Origin of the sequence: Vibrio coralliilyticus ATCC BAA-450, assembly GCF_000176135.1 — a bacterium.
GTDB lineage: Bacteria > Pseudomonadota > Gammaproteobacteria > Enterobacterales > Vibrionaceae > Vibrio > Vibrio coralliilyticus.
The window spans coordinates 625,262-639,115 of the sequence record NZ_ACZN01000015.1 but is presented as its reverse complement, the minus strand read 5'-3'; the positions used below and the strand labels follow the sequence as shown (position 1 = coordinate 639,115).

At 45.1% G+C, this 13,854-nt stretch carries 12 protein-coding genes; 4 read left to right on the top strand and 8 right to left on the bottom strand.

Features of this window, described 5'->3' with window-relative positions; translation table 11 throughout:
• Nucleotides 1-192: 192 nt before the first annotated feature.
• From asnB to nagA, 4 genes are all read right to left on the bottom strand, one after another.
• Nucleotides 193-1,857, bottom strand: coding sequence for an asparagine synthase B (gene asnB, locus VIC_RS10250; protein ID WP_006959598.1), 1,665 nt, complete (start codon nucleotides 1,855-1,857; stop codon nucleotides 193-195).
• Nucleotides 1,858-2,085: 228 nt separating this feature from the next.
• Entirely contained in the window at nucleotides 2,086-3,672 is a 1,587-nt protein-coding gene (locus VIC_RS10245; RefSeq protein ID WP_006959597.1) for a cation:proton antiporter family protein, read from the bottom strand.
• A gap of 80 nt (nucleotides 3,673-3,752) precedes the next feature.
• On the bottom strand, nucleotides 3,753-4,967 hold the full coding sequence (nagC, locus tag VIC_RS10240) for a DNA-binding transcriptional regulator NagC (protein ID WP_006959596.1): 1,215 nt from the start codon (nucleotides 4,965-4,967) through the stop codon (nucleotides 3,753-3,755).
• A gap of 2 nt (nucleotides 4,968-4,969) precedes the next feature.
• Nucleotides 4,970-6,106, bottom strand: a complete 1,137-nt coding sequence (gene nagA / locus VIC_RS10235) for an N-acetylglucosamine-6-phosphate deacetylase (protein WP_006959595.1) — start codon at nucleotides 6,104-6,106, stop codon at nucleotides 4,970-4,972.
• Between the two features lie 479 nt (nucleotides 6,107-6,585).
• On the opposite strand from nagA, the gene nagE reads away from it, so the two are divergent.
• Entirely contained in the window at nucleotides 6,586-8,160 is a 1,575-nt protein-coding gene (gene nagE / locus VIC_RS10230; protein ID WP_038513134.1) for an N-acetylglucosamine-specific PTS transporter subunit IIBC, read from the top strand.
• 262 nt (nucleotides 8,161-8,422) lie between these two features.
• Nucleotides 8,423-10,093, top strand: a complete 1,671-nt coding sequence (glnS, locus tag VIC_RS10225) for a glutamine--tRNA ligase (protein WP_006959593.1) — start codon at nucleotides 8,423-8,425, stop codon at nucleotides 10,091-10,093.
• A gap of 188 nt (nucleotides 10,094-10,281) precedes the next feature.
• On the opposite strand, the gene fcrX is transcribed toward glnS, so the two are convergent.
• Nucleotides 10,282-10,728, bottom strand: coding sequence for a ferric iron uptake transcriptional regulator FcrX (gene fcrX / locus VIC_RS10220; protein WP_006959592.1), 447 nt, complete (start codon nucleotides 10,726-10,728; stop codon nucleotides 10,282-10,284).
• Between the two features lie 207 nt (nucleotides 10,729-10,935).
• Here fcrX and VIC_RS10215 point away from each other — a divergent pair, with 207 nt between their 5' ends.
• Nucleotides 10,936-11,442 carry a DUF4442 domain-containing protein gene (locus VIC_RS10215; protein ID WP_038156581.1) on the top strand — a complete coding sequence of 169 codons (507 nt, stop codon included), beginning with the start codon at nucleotides 10,936-10,938 and terminating at the stop codon, nucleotides 11,440-11,442.
• Nucleotides 11,443-11,481: 39 nt separating this feature from the next.
• Here VIC_RS10215 and fldA read toward each other — a convergent pair whose 3' ends face one another.
• The 3 genes from fldA to VIC_RS10200 all read right to left on the bottom strand — a co-directional run bounded on the left by fldA (nucleotide 11,482) and on the right by VIC_RS10200 (nucleotide 13,143).
• Complete coding sequence (fldA, locus tag VIC_RS10210) at nucleotides 11,482-12,015, bottom strand: flavodoxin FldA (protein ID WP_006959590.1); 534 nt, start codon at nucleotides 12,013-12,015, stop codon at nucleotides 11,482-11,484.
• 47 nt (nucleotides 12,016-12,062) lie between these two features.
• Nucleotides 12,063-12,284 (bottom strand): DUF2788 domain-containing protein, encoded by a 222-nt coding sequence (locus VIC_RS10205; RefSeq protein WP_006959589.1) that lies wholly within the window; start codon nucleotides 12,282-12,284, stop codon nucleotides 12,063-12,065.
• Between the two features lie 94 nt (nucleotides 12,285-12,378).
• Complete coding sequence (locus VIC_RS10200) at nucleotides 12,379-13,143, bottom strand: alpha/beta fold hydrolase (RefSeq protein WP_006959588.1); 765 nt, start codon at nucleotides 13,141-13,143, stop codon at nucleotides 12,379-12,381.
• Between the two features lie 141 nt (nucleotides 13,144-13,284).
• Between VIC_RS10200 and seqA the strand changes: the two genes are divergently transcribed.
• The gene (gene seqA / locus VIC_RS10195; RefSeq protein ID WP_006959587.1) at nucleotides 13,285-13,827 is read left to right on the top strand and encodes a replication initiation negative regulator SeqA; all 543 of its coding nucleotides are present in this window, start codon (nucleotides 13,285-13,287) and stop codon (nucleotides 13,825-13,827) included.
• The last annotated feature ends 27 nt before the right edge of the window (nucleotides 13,828-13,854 follow it).

The following is a 13,854-nucleotide window of genomic DNA, read 5'->3' as shown; positions in this document are numbered from 1 at the left end:
CTACAAACTTAGTTTCCAAAATCGAGGTTATTATTTTTACAATACGCTGTCACATTAGAAAGCAAACAGAAGTAGGTGGTGCTTAGAGAGGGCGGCTGGTAAGTGAGCAAACTGGTTGTGTTTCAGTAATTGAAGAAGTTTGTAGTGCAATAAAAAAAGAGGCTCAATGAGCCTCTCTTGAATTTATCTTGATTAATATGAGTCGTTATGAACACTTTGTACAGCACGACCTGATGGGTCAGCCATGTTCTTGAATGACTCGTCCCATTCAATCGCCTTCGCTGAAGAACAAGCTACTGATGGGCCACCAGGGACACATTCTGCCGCTGATGGAAGCGGGAACAGCTCTTCAAAGATTTCACGGTACACGTAGCCTTCTTTTGTGGTCGGCGTGTTGTAAGGGAAGCGGTAAGCCGCCGTCTCCATTTGCTGGTCAGAGACTTTTGCTTCAGCCACTTCTTTGAGTGTATCGATCCAGCTGTATCCGACACCATCAGAGAACTGCTCTTTCTGACGCCATGCGATTGAATCTGGTAGGTAGTGTTCGAAACACTCACGCAGGATGTGTTTCTCCATCTTACCGTTACCACACATCTTATCTTCTGGGTTTAGGCGCATTGCCACATCGATAAATTCTTTATCTAGGAAAGGCACTCGACCTTCAACGCCCCATGCCGCAAGTGATTTGTTCGCACGTGCACAGTCGAACATGTTGAGAGCAAGCAGCTTACGAACCGTCTCTTCGTGGAACTCTTTTGCGTTTGGCGCTTTGTGGAAGTACAAGTAACCACCGAAGATTTCATCGGCACCTTCACCAGACAGTACCATCTTGATGCCCATCGCTTTTATCTTACGACCCATTAGGAACATTGGCGTTGAAGCACGGATGGTTGTTACGTCATAGGTTTCAATATGATAAATAACGTCACGGATGGCATCGAGACCTTCTTGAATCGTGTAGGTCATCTCGTGGTGAACCGTGCCGATCTTGTCAGCCACTTCTCGTGCTGCTTTTAGATCTGGAGCGCCTTCAAGGCCTACCGCAAACGAGTGAAGTTGCGGCCACCATGCTTCTGATTTTTCATCGTCTTCAATACGCATTGCAGCAAAGCGCTTTGCAACCGCAGAAGTGATCGATGAATCTAGACCGCCTGAAAGTAGCACACCATAAGGCACGTCAGTCATAAGCTGGCGTTTAACCGCCGCTTCTAGCGCTTCAGTCAGTTCTTCTTTGCTGGTGGAGTTACCTTGGACTGCAGCGTACTCATTCCAGTCACGGATGTAGTAGCGTTGAGGCTCTGCATCACCACTGCCGAAGTAACAACCAGGAGGGAACTCGCTGACGGTTTTACAAACTGGCACCAGTGCTTTCATTTCAGAAGCCACATAGTAGTTACCGTGCTCATCGTAACCTTGGTAAAGAGGAATGATACCAATGTGGTCGCGACCAACGAGATACGTGTCTTTCTCCTCATCGTACAGAACGAATGCGAAAATACCGTTGAGCTCTTCTAGAAGATCGGCGCCCATCTCTTGGTAAAGCGCTAGAATGACTTCACAGTCAGAGTCGGTTTGAAAATCGTACTTACCTTCATAGCGCGCACGGATTTCTTTGTGGTTGTAGATTTCACCGTTTACAGCAAGGATGTGTTTCTTATCGGCACTGTACAGCGGCTGTGCACCACTGTTCAAGCCGACAATGGCTAAACGTTCGTGAGCTAGAATTGCTTTTTCTGAAGAGTAGATACCTGACCAGTCAGGGCCACGATGACGAAGTTTCTTAGACATTTCTAGCGCTACAGGGCGAAGAGCTTGAGCGTCACTTTTGATGTCTAGAATACCGAAGATAGAACACATACAACTTCCTTATAAACCTTATTTAATCTGCTGACTTCAATTTGCCATTTTGATTAAAAAAATCAACAGTCACTAATGAAAAAGTTTAACTAATAAGGTTGTTGTTAAATTTTATCTAATATTAACCTTTATTTGGTGAATGAAATTCATGTTTGGTTCGTTTTTTGAACGATTTGAGATGTCAGTAAAGAAAAAGGCAGCGTGAGCGCTGCCTTTATAAAAGAGAAATTAGGGGGTATTGAAGGTTGGTTTAAGCTGTTCACACACATGTCGAGCAAAACCGCTGCCCGCTTCACTGTAGATGTTGAACGCAGCGTCAACGCCTCCCTCATTCAGGCTTTCGAGTTGGTCAGGGTAGGCGGCAATAGCAGCAATTTGTCCTTTAAACTCTTTTTTCTGTAGCTGCTCTAGTGCAATTTGGTTCCCTTGGTGATGAGGCATAGCGAGAAGAACCAATTTTACGTTGGCCGTATCGAGAATGCGCTCCCAAAAGTCTGGGTCGGTCGCATCACCTGCAATGACGTTACGACCCTCCGCTTGATGCTGGAGCGCCGCATCGTCTCTCACCTCGATACCTAAGCTAATTTTACCGTAGCGTGCACGCAGCTCATCGTAGGCACCTGTGCCAATGCGTCCCATGCCGAGAATAAGCACTTGCGCATTCCCCGGATTGATAAGCTGATCTCGTGTGTGGAGCTTTTCTGCTGCATGCTCTTTTAACCAACGGCCAGAGCGGCGGTATAACTCGTGACCTTTACGATTAAGTGGTGATGCCAGAACAAAGGAAATCGACACTGCCAGTGCTAAAGCGACCAGTATATCACCTCCCATCCAGCCCATTTTAAAGGCCAGTCCCCCTACGATCAGACCAAATTCACTAAAGTTAAATAGGCTTAAAGTGGTCAAAAGTGAGGTCCTGACGCGGAACTTAAACGCGTTGAGTACCACAAAATACAGGATGCCTTTCAATGGCAGTAATAGCAGGAACAAGATTGCTAGGGCAAAGCCTGACATGGTTGGTTGTTCTGCGAGTCCGATATTAAGGAAGAAACAGACTAGGAACAGCTCTTTCAAGTTAAATAGCGATTTGGACAGCTCAGAGGCCTTATGGTGTCCAGCGAGAAGCATACCTAGAATCAGAGCACCCAAATCAGGTTTCATGCCTACAAGCTCGAATAACCCAGCCCCTACGACAAGCGCAAAGAAAATACCGAATAGGACCAACATTTCACCGTGGCCAACCCAGTCGAGCATCTTATAAAAGGCAGGGCGCAATAAAGGTAAAGCAAAGAGAGCAATGGCATACCACTCAGGTAGTTTGCCAGTTGACGCTGTTAGGAAGACTACAGCGAAGATGTCCTGCATGACCAGAATGCCAATGGCCATCGTACCGTAGGTTGAGTTCATTTCGCCTTTTTCTTGCAGTGACTTAACGGCAAATACGGTACTGGAGAAAGAGAGAGCGAAACCAAGCAACAATAATTGCTCAATTGACATGCTGGCTAGGGAGCTGACACCGAGAAACTTAAAACAGAATAGGGCAGCGCAAAATAGTAGGGTAGATAAAAGGTTATGTAGCGTTGCACCTGCCCAAATTTCTTTAGACAACAGGGTTTTGATATCGAGCTTTAAACCAATAGTGAATAGCAGCAAAGTGACGCCAAGATCGGCCAATGTCACTATAGTGTCATTACTCTCAAAGCCGAAAGCATGCAAACCAAAACCAGCTAGCAAGAAGCCAACCAAAGGCGGCAAGTTGCATTTGAGCGTTATGAATCCGGCCAGAAATGCGGCAGAGATTAAGATGAGTTCCATATGATTCTTATTCTTGTCCTAATAAAAAACGGGCTACATATTGTAACCCGCTATTGTAGCTCAACTGATTGCTTACTAGATCAATCTTCGAGCAATTTTTGTAACAAAACGCCGTTAAGCATCGCACGTTTTATCATTGCAAACGCGCCAATGGTAGGCTGTTTGTCAATTTCTGAAGCCACAATAGGCAGGCCGCTGTGGAAGGTGGTCAGTGATTGGTTTTCCACGTTGCGACGAATGGCTGGAAAGATAATCTCTTCGCAGCGAGTGATGTCCCCTGCGATAACAATTTTCTGTGGGTTGAACAAGTTGATCGTGATAGCAATCGCCTTACCAAGCTGATTGCCAACACGAACTAAGCTTTGCTTAGATAACTCATCACCCATATTGGCATGGTCACAAACGTCTTGGATGGTGATGGTTTCGAGTTCGGTCAAACTTGATTCATAACCCTGCTTGATCAATTTATTCACTCGATCAACGATCGCCGGGTTAGCTGCAACAGTTTCTAAACATCCAAAGTTGCCGCATTGACATTGTTCACCAAGTGGGTCTATTTGAATATGACCAATCTCTCCGACGTTGCGATTGAAGCCAAGGAAAACCTGACCATTAACGATGATACCAGCACCAGTACCGCGGTGAACGCTGACTAGGATAGAGTCTTGGCAATCTTTGCTGGCACCAAAGTAATGCTCAGCCAGTGCCATTCCGCGCACATCGTTACCGACGAAACATTGAACATGGAAGGTGTTTTCGATCAGCTCTGCTAACGCAAGGTTATCGATGCTGATATTCGGCATGTATTCGACAACCCCAGTTTCTGGGTTGACTAGGCCAGGCAAGGCAACACCAATCGCAATCAACTGATTGATCACGGTTTGGTTAGATTGAATAAAACTTTTTAGGTGAGAAGTCAGACCGTCGACTAAGTCTTCTTGAGTGGTGTAGAAGAACTCTTGATATTCGGATACAAGTTCTTTGCCACCAAGGTTATACAAACTGAACTGAATATAATCGCGACCTAGACGCACTGCGACAGAATGAAAGGGTTCGACTTCAGTGGTTAGTGAGATTGCTCGGCGTCCGCCGGTAGAGGCCTGTTGAGCGACCTCTTTGATAAGGCCGCGCTCGAGTAATTGGCGGGTAATTTTTGTAACGCTCGCAGGTGCCAACTGACTGACGTCAGCGACTTGGATTCGCGATATTGGCCCTTGCTGATCAATCAGCCGGTAAACTGCTGCGCTGTTTAGCTGTTTTACTAAGTCTACGTTACCTATTTGTCCGCCATTCATTCTTAACTTTGCTCGTATTGTCCATTAACAACCGTCGCCTGAACTTTGAAGTCACGATCAAATATGGCCAAATTTGCAACCATGCCTTGTTTAACTCGGCCTAGCTGCTCTTCGACCCCGATTGCTTTCGCGGGGTATAAGGTTGCCATACGAAGTGCTTCATCCAGAGCGATACCGACGTGCTCAACGGTGTTCTGTACTGCTTCTATCATTGTCAGTGCTGAGCCGCCTAGTGTGCCGTTTTCATCAACACACTTACCATCTCGGTAATATACTTTCTTACCAACAAAAATAAAGTAATCCATGTCAGCGCCTGCAGGAGCTGTGGCATCTGTCACTAATACTAATTTTTCGCCCTTAATTTTGTGAGCGATACGAATGTTTGCATAATCGACGTGGAACCCGTCCGCGATGACGCCGGCATAGACATCAGGTGTGTCGTAAATAGCGCCAACTACGCCTGGTTCGCGGCCCACCATCGGGGTCATGGCGTTAAACAAATGCGTGGCAAACGTAATACCTGACTCAAAGCCTTTTCTTGCTTCAGCATATGTCGCGTTGGTGTGACCAATAGCAACGATGATGCCTGCTTCCTTAAGCTGTTGAATATGCTCTGGGGCGTTATGTTCAGGAGCCAGTGTAACCTTAGTGATGACATCTGCGTTTTCACAGATGAAGTTAATCATGCTGTCGTCAGAAGGGCGGATGTAATCCACACTGTGGATACCTTTTTTCATTACGTTTAAATATGGGCCTTCAAGGTGTAAACCCAGAGATTGGTTTTGGTACTGCGCATGATAATCGCGCGCGGCTGCAATCGCTTGGCGCATGTCTTCATCAGAGGATGTAATAAGAGTCGGTAAGTAACTCGTGCAACCCGACTTTAAGTTTGCCTTATGCATAACCTGCATTGTTTCAGCCGTGATTTCATCATTGAACATGACTCCGCCACAACCATTAAGTTGTAGGTCAATGAAGCCTGGGCTGACATTTGCGCCATTTAAATCAAGAGTTTCAAGGCCTTGAGGAAGGTCAGCTACCGGGCATACTGAATCTATCAGTTGGTCTTTGATGACTACTGCGTGGTCAACAAGTACGTCGTTGCCGGTGTAGATCTTACAGTTAGTTAGCGCATACATGGTTAGCTAATCCTTATAAGTTTGATTTTTAATACTTCTATTCGTCCAACTGAAACATTTACCACGTATCTTTATACTTTATTTGTGAGCTTCAATTAGGTCGCAAAATATCTTTAGCAAGCAGAAAATATTCTATATGAATTTAGTTTTATCCTCATCTAAGAGCCTACTGAGTATAGAGAAGATAACCGATACGAAATCTGGTAAACCCCTTGCTCTGTCAGCGTGATGTCGATGAGTACATCTTAAGAATACCGTGAATATTGCGTGTGCGTTGCTATTTTTTTGTATTGTAAAATAAGTTTTATGATCTCGCTAGCAAAATCCTTGAACTATGCCGTTTTCTGGTGATTATGATCACAATTGATAAGGTTTTAATTTGCGGGGCAAAATTAATGGCATAAACTGAGCAGGACTAAATTGAGCGACTAAAAAAAGTAGCTCAGCCAAAATACAAAATCCTATAGGGGGAACTTAAGGTGAATATTCTTGGATATGCGCAAAAGTTAGGTAAAGCTCTTATGCTACCTATCGCAACGCTTCCAGTTGCGGCTTTGCTCTTACGCTTAGGTCAACCAGACCTTCTTGATATTGCGTTCATGGCGCAAGCTGGTAACGCAATCTTTAGTAACCTGCCGTTGCTATTCGGCCTAGGTATCGCGATTGGTCTGTCTAAAGATGGCTCTGGTGCTGCGGGTCTAGCAGGTGCGGTTGCCTACTTTGTTCTAACTGCAACAGCAACGACAATCGATGCTTCAGTTAACATGTCATTCTTCGGTGGTATTTTTGCGGGTATCATTGCAGGTCACTCATACAACGCTTTCCATGCAACACGTCTTCCAGAGTGGCTAGCCTTCTTTGCGGGTAAACGTCTTGTACCTATCATGGCTGGTCTATTCGCAGTTGTCGCGGGTGCTATTTCTGGCGTTGTTTGGCCAACGATTCAGGGCGGTCTAGATACATTGGCGCACGCAGTTTCTACTTCTGGTGCGATTGGTCAGTTTGTCTACGGTACGCTAAACCGTGCGCTAATCCCTGTTGGTCTTCACCATGTACTTAACTCTTACTTCTGGTTCGGTATGGGTACATGTCAAGAAGTGTTGGTGACAGGTGCTCAGGCGGCAGGTCAAGCTCTTCCTTCTCTACAGCAGCTGTGCGTGGACCCAAGCATTGCTAAGACTCTAGTTGCTGGTCAGACTCACACCTTCGAATTTGCTAACTCTGTAACACCAGAAATTACAGCAACAGTGAAAGAAGTAACTGAAACTATCAAGTCTGGTGATCTAAACCGTTTCTTCGGCGGCGATAAGAGCGCTGGTGTATTCATGAACGGTTTCTTCCCTGTAATGATGTTTGGTCTACCAGGTGCAGCACTTGCAATGTACCTAGCGGCTCCTGCTGAAAAGCGCAGCCAAGTGGGCGGTGCGTTGTTCTCTGTTGGTTTTTGTTCTTTCCTTACAGGTATCACTGAACCTCTAGAGTTCATGTTTGTTTTCCTAGCGCCTGCACTGTATGCAATCCACGCTGTATTTACTGGCCTGTCACTGGTTGTAGCGAACATGTTCGGTACTCTGCATGGTTTCGGTTTCTCAGCGGGCCTAATCGACTTCATCTTGAACTGGGGTCTAGCAACTAAGCCATTCACGCTACTACTGATTGGTCTTGGTTTTGGTGCGCTTTACTTCTTCACTTTCACGTTCGCGATTCGCGCATTTGACCTGAAATCTCCAGGCCGTGAAGATGACGATACAGAAGTGGCGGCTACTGCAAGCGGTGACGCAGGTAAAGGTGATCTAGCTCGCCAATACCTAAAAGCGTTAGGTGGTCACGAGAACCTAACAACGATTGACGCTTGTATCACACGTCTGCGTCTGACGCTGAAAGATCGCTCAGTTGCGAATGAAGATGTGTTGAAGAAACTTGGTGCTAAAGGTGTAGTGAAACTGGGTGAGAACAACCTTCAAGTTATTCTTGGTCCTTTGGCTGAAATTGTGGCTGGTGAGATGAAAGCCATCGGTGTAAACGAAGATTTATCTGACGTAAAACTGCCATAATCACATTGAATTACACTGGATAAGACAAAAGCCTCCCTTCATGGGAGGCTTTTTGCATTTAGTCTTAAGTGCCGAACTGATGAATTCCTGAGCAAAGCCGGTAAGCAATCCCATCAATTTGCTAATTATTGCCATTTAAACTGCGGTTATAGTTGTGTAACTGCAAAGAATTGTGGATCATTAGCCGTTATATATCTGGTATTGCTAAGAGCCGTCCCAGAGAACTTTTATCTGACAATACTAAACAATTGAGGTGCTATAGATGAGTGAAGCTGAGGCTCGTCCATCGAACTTCATTCGCCAAATCATCGATAAAGATTTAGCGGATGGTAAACACACTAGCGTGCATACTCGTTTCCCGCCGGAACCGAACGGTTACCTGCATATTGGTCACGCTAAGTCAATTTGCTTAAACTTTGGTATTGCTCAGGACTATCAGGGTCAGTGTAATCTGCGTTTTGATGACACTAACCCGGAAAAAGAAGACGTCGAATACGTTGAGTCTATTAAGAATGATGTGAGCTGGTTAGGCTTTGAGTGGGATGGTGAAGTATGTTACTCATCAAACTACTTCGATAAGCTTTACGGCTACGCGGTTGAATTAATTGAGAAAGGCTTAGCGTATGTTGAAGAGCTAAGTCCTGAGCAGATCCGTGAGTACCGCGGTACACTTACCCAGCCAGGTAAGCCAAGCCCATATCGTGATCGTACTCCTGAAGAAAACTTAGCGTTGTTTGAGAAAATGCGCGCTGGTGGTTTCGAAGAAGGTAAGGCGTGTCTGCGCGCTAAGATTGACCTAGCGTCATCTTTCATTGTGCTGCGCGATCCGGTTCTTTACCGTGTACGTTTTGCTGAACATCACCAGACAGGTGATAAGTGGTGCATTTATCCAATGTACGACTTCACACACTGTATTTCTGATGCGCTGGAAGGCATTACGCACTCTTTGTGTACGCTGGAATTCCAAGATAACCGTCGTCTATATGACTGGGTGCTGGAAAACATCACCATTGATTGCCAGCCGCATCAGTACGAATTCAGCCGTCTAAACCTTGAATACACAGTGATGTCTAAGCGTAAGCTAAACCAACTTGTAACTGAAAACCTCGTTGACGGTTGGGATGACCCACGTATGCCAACGATTTCTGGTTTGCGTCGTCGTGGCTTCACGCCTGGTTCAATCCGTGAGTTCTGTAAGCGTATTGGTGTCACTAAGCAAGACAATATGATCGAGATGGGTTCGCTAGAATCTTGTATTCGTGATGATCTTAACGAGAACGCGCCACGCGCGATGGCGGTTCTTGATCCCGTTAAGATTGTTATCGAAAACTACGATGAAGATAAGGTGGAAACACTAACCGTAGCTAACCACCCTAACAAACCAGAAATGGGCGAGCGCGAAGTACCGTTCACTCGTGAGGTTTGGATCGAACGTGAAGACTTCCGTGAAGAAGCTAACAAGAAGTACAAGCGTCTTGTTTTAGGTAAAGAAGTTCGTCTACGCGGTGCGTACGTGATCAAAGCTGAGCGCATCGAGAAAGATGCTGAAGGCAACATCACTACAATCTTCTGTACTTATGACGCCGATACTTTAGGCAAGAACCCAGAAGATGGCCGTAAAGTGAAGGGCGTAATTCACTGGGTATCGGCTGATAAAGGTCTGCCTGCTGAGATTCGTCTATATGACCGTCTATTTACAGTGCCTAACCCAGCTGCGGCGGATAACTTCGCAGAAACAATCAACCCAGAGTCGCTAGTTACGATGAAGGGTTTTGTTGAGCCAAGCCTAGTGTCTGCTGAAGCGGAGAAAGGTTACCAGTTCGAACGTATGGGGTACTTCTGTACTGATGCGAAAGACTCTAAACCTGAAGCACTAGTGTTCAACCGCACGGTTGGCTTACGTGATACTTGGGCTAAGATTGAAGCGAAATAAACTTCGTTTAATAAATACTAAACAATGAAAATGCCCGTCATAGTACGGGCATTTTTTTATCCAAAAATTGTCGTGTGGCGACATAGCATTTCTCCTTGTCTGAGAACGTGAACTCAAGGTCAGTGAAGATTCTCAACAAGTAAAAAAACGTTGCATAGAAAAAAACGCTCCCGATTGGGAGCGTTTTATTATTTCTTCTTGTGAGCGTCTGGGTTATCTCGACAGCTACCATCTGCGCACTTGCCGTAAAGGTACAAACTGTGGTTTGTCAGAATCACATTGTATTGTGAAGCGATCTCTTTTTGGCGTTCTTCGATAATGTCGTCGGCAAACTCAATAACTTCACCACAGTCCAGACACACAAGGTGATCATGGTGGTGTTGAGTGGACAGTTCAAACACTGACTTGCCGCCTTCGAAATGGTGGCGAGTGACAATACCTGCATCATCAAATTGGTTCAGAACTCGATATACTGTTGCCAGGCCGATCTCTTCACCAAGATCAATAAGCTTTTTGTACAGTTCTTCGGCGCTGATATGTTGGCATTCCGGCTGTTGTAATACTTCTAAAATTTTCAGTCTCGGAAGGGTAACTTTTAGACCAGCGTCCTTAAGAGCTTGGTTATTGTCTGACATATACTTTCCTGTTGATGATCTGCAGTAAATAACAGAGTTCAATATTCCTATCATTATAGGGTAGTACAAGATAACAATAAACCACGAACTTCAAAGGGTTACTAGTATTTTTTTGTAAACTCGCGCAACGTCACTGATAAAACACGTCAGACCAGTTACAATTAATTAACATCTTGTTGTTAACACTCTATTTTCAGGGATGGAAGAATGAATAAATCGCTGGCAAAAATATACAAGCCCGGAATTGTAAAATTTGCCCTTAACATATGGCCACCCTTTTGGGGGGCTGGGATTCGGATCATTTCCATCAGCGAAGATTTCCGTCAGGTAAAGATGAAACTTAAACTGCGCTGGTGGAACAAGAACGCCAATCGGACTCAATATGGCGGAAGCATCTTTTCTCTCACTGACCCTGTCTACTCGTTGATGCTGATGGGAATTTTAGGTGAGCGCTATTTTGTGTGGGATAAAGAAGCGAGTATCAATTTTATTAAACCGGGACAAAGCGATCTGTATGCGGACTTTATTGTTCCTCAGGACTTACTTGATGACATCTTAAGTCAAACGGCCAACGGCGATAAGTGTTTCCCTGAGTTCATCATTTATGTCAAAGACAAAAATGGCAATGTCGTCTCTGAAGTCCAACGTAAACTGTATGTTCGTAAGAAGCCCCAATATCGTGAAGACGATGAAGGTGAAGAACAAGTGGCATAAAAAAACCTCCGCAAGGGAGGTTTTTTCAAAATTTCGGGCTTAGCCTTCTAGTTCGGCTAGGCACATTTCTTCGTGAATCTGTTTACACCAGTTGCTCACGCGTTCGTCAGTTAATTCTGGCTGACGATCTTCATCAACACATAGGCCGACAAACTGACTGTCATCACCTTCAACTAGGCCTTTTGAAGCTTCAAACTCGTAGCCTTCAGTCGAAGTGTGACCGAGAATAGTACCGCCTTTCGCTTCGACGATATCACGTACTGTGCCCATTGCATCACAGAAGTACTCTGCGTAATCTTCTTGGTCTCCGCAACCAAAGATAGCAACAAGCTTAGTTGAGAAGTCGATTTGCTCAAGCTCAGGGAAGAAATCATCCCAGTCACATTGTGCTTCACCGTAATACCAAGTTGGGATACCAAGCAACAGAAGATCGAAGTTATCGATATCTTCTTTACTGCTTTTCGCGATATCTTGTACGTGAACTAGTTGTTTACCTAGTTGCTTTTGAATCATCTTTGCAACAGCTTCAGTGTTACCTGTGTCGCTACCAAAGAAGATACCTACACTTGCCATAGATTCGTTACCTTTACTATTTTCTGTTGTGGCCAATCAAAGAGGGATCAACCCAACCCAGTTCCTTCCCAGCTCAGCTGAATGAGGCCTTTAGCGACAAAACCAGCGCAGCCCAGGAACAGAACGAGCCAAACTATACGACGACCGAAAGGTGGAACATTCCCCGCTTTGAGGACATCTTTTATCGCCATACCAATAAAGAAGAAGATAGACGCAAAAAGTAAATCGAGACCAATTGACTCGAGCATGTTCATATAGTCGTAAAGCATGGAATCCCTTTATGCCAGATTACTTGCGCCGCACTATACCACTGTTAAAAGATAAAGTTAACGGGCAGGGCGCAACAGACCTCTCATTCTGTTTTTAAGCGATAAATTTGCGTATAGCGCGCAGAACTTCCTGAGGCTTTTCTGCGTGTAACCAGTGACCAGTATTGGCGATGACATGCGCCTTTACATTGGCAAACTGTTTTTGCACTTCACCTTGATGCTCTGCTGTGAGGTAGTCTGAGTCTCCACCTTTCACCATCAGAGTCGGAGTGGTGATTTTATCTATTGGATTCCAACCTAGAATCTGAGAGTAATTGTCCCAAAGACTGGCAACGTTAAACCGCCATTCTAAATGCTCACCATTGTTGTATAGCGACTTGCCAAGAAACTGCCTGACGCCTTCCATCTCGATATGATGCGCAAGAATGTCCAGAGCTTGCTTACGTGAAGTCGGTTTCTGTTCAAGTACTGCTTTTAGGCCCGCAAAGACATTATCGTGTCGACGTTGGCCGTACGCGACTGGCGCCATATCTAAGACCAATAGTTTTTCAACTTGAGCTTGGGCAAGCCCTGCTAATTTCATTGCCACTTTGCCGCCCATCGAATGACCAATCAGAATGTAGCGTTCAAGGCCAAGGTGTTGCAGCGTGTTTAACACGTCTTGAGCCATCAACTCATAATTGTGTTGAGAGGATTGAAAAGACAAACCATGATTGCGCAGATCAATGCTGACCACCTGAAAATCTTGGCGTAAATCTCGGGCTAGCAGACCAAGGTTATCTAGGTTGCCAAATAAGCCGTGGATCAAAACTATGGTGTGACCCTCACCTTCGATTTTGTAGTTGAGCAGTTGTGACATTTTACTATATTCGTGACTGGTTTAACGTAGCGCCTCATTCGGCCATTGATCTGCTTCAGATAGCAAATCTGGAACTCGCATATTGAGGGGACTTGGGTATATAATCCCACAGAGTTTAAACATAGAGATTGTGAAAAGCGAATGAAAACAATTGAGGTTGATGAGGATCTATACCGTTACATCGCAGGTCAAACCCAACACATCGGTGAAAGTGCATCAGACATTTTACGTCGCCTTCTCGCGGTTGATGAGCAGAATCAACCATCAACACCTGTAGTGCAAGCCGCACAACCTAAAGGAATTGTGGTAAGCCGTGATGCTGCAAAAGAAGAGAAAGTAGACAGCGTAAAAGCAATGCGCTCGCTGCTCATTTCTGATGAGTTTGCTGGTCTGAAAAAGGCCATCGATCGATTCATGTTGGTATTATCGACTCTGAACCGCATTGACCCGCAGGGATTTTCAGAAGCAACTCAAGTCAAAGGTCGTAAGCGTGTGTATTTTGCTAACAATGAGCAAACGCTGCTAGAGAGCGGTAACACGACAAAACCAAAAGCGATTCCTGGCTCGCCTTTCTGGGTGATTACTAACAACAACACCAGTCGCAAGCGCCAAATGGTTGATCAGTTGATGGCGAGAATGAACTTCCCCGCTGATTTAATTGAGAAGGTCACGAACTCAATTTAAGAATTCTGATTTAAACCTCATAATGTT

What these genes read in the sequence shown, in the direction of transcription:
- fcrX (WP_006959592.1), bottom strand. Translation starts at nt 10,728, where the DNA reads ATGTCAGACAATAACCAAGCTCTTAAGGACGCTGGTCTAAAAGTTACC.
- VIC_RS10205 (WP_006959589.1), bottom strand. Translation starts at nt 12,284, where the DNA reads ATGCTTTACGACTATATGAACATGCTCGAGTCAATTGGTCTCGATTTA.
- VIC_RS10200 (WP_006959588.1), bottom strand. Translation starts at nt 13,143, where the DNA reads ATGTCACAACTGCTCAACTACAAAATCGAAGGTGAGGGTCACACCATA.
- asnB (WP_006959598.1), bottom strand. Translation starts at nt 1,857, where the DNA reads ATGTGTTCTATCTTCGGTATTCTAGACATCAAAAGTGACGCTCAAGCT.
- VIC_RS10245 (WP_006959597.1), bottom strand. Translation starts at nt 3,672, where the DNA reads ATGGAACTCATCTTAATCTCTGCCGCATTTCTGGCCGGATTCATAACG.
- nagA (WP_006959595.1), bottom strand. Translation starts at nt 6,106, where the DNA reads ATGTATGCGCTAACTAACTGTAAGATCTACACCGGCAACGACGTACTT.
- fldA (WP_006959590.1), bottom strand. Translation starts at nt 12,015, where the DNA reads ATGGCAAGTGTAGGTATCTTCTTTGGTAGCGACACAGGTAACACTGAA.
- nagC (WP_006959596.1), bottom strand. Translation starts at nt 4,967, where the DNA reads ATGAATGGCGGACAAATAGGTAACGTAGACTTAGTAAAACAGCTAAAC.
- VIC_RS10215 (WP_038156581.1), top strand. Translation starts at nt 10,936, where the DNA reads ATGAATAAATCGCTGGCAAAAATATACAAGCCCGGAATTGTAAAATTT.
- seqA (WP_006959587.1), top strand. Translation starts at nt 13,285, where the DNA reads ATGAAAACAATTGAGGTTGATGAGGATCTATACCGTTACATCGCAGGT.
- glnS (WP_006959593.1), top strand. Translation starts at nt 8,423, where the DNA reads ATGAGTGAAGCTGAGGCTCGTCCATCGAACTTCATTCGCCAAATCATC.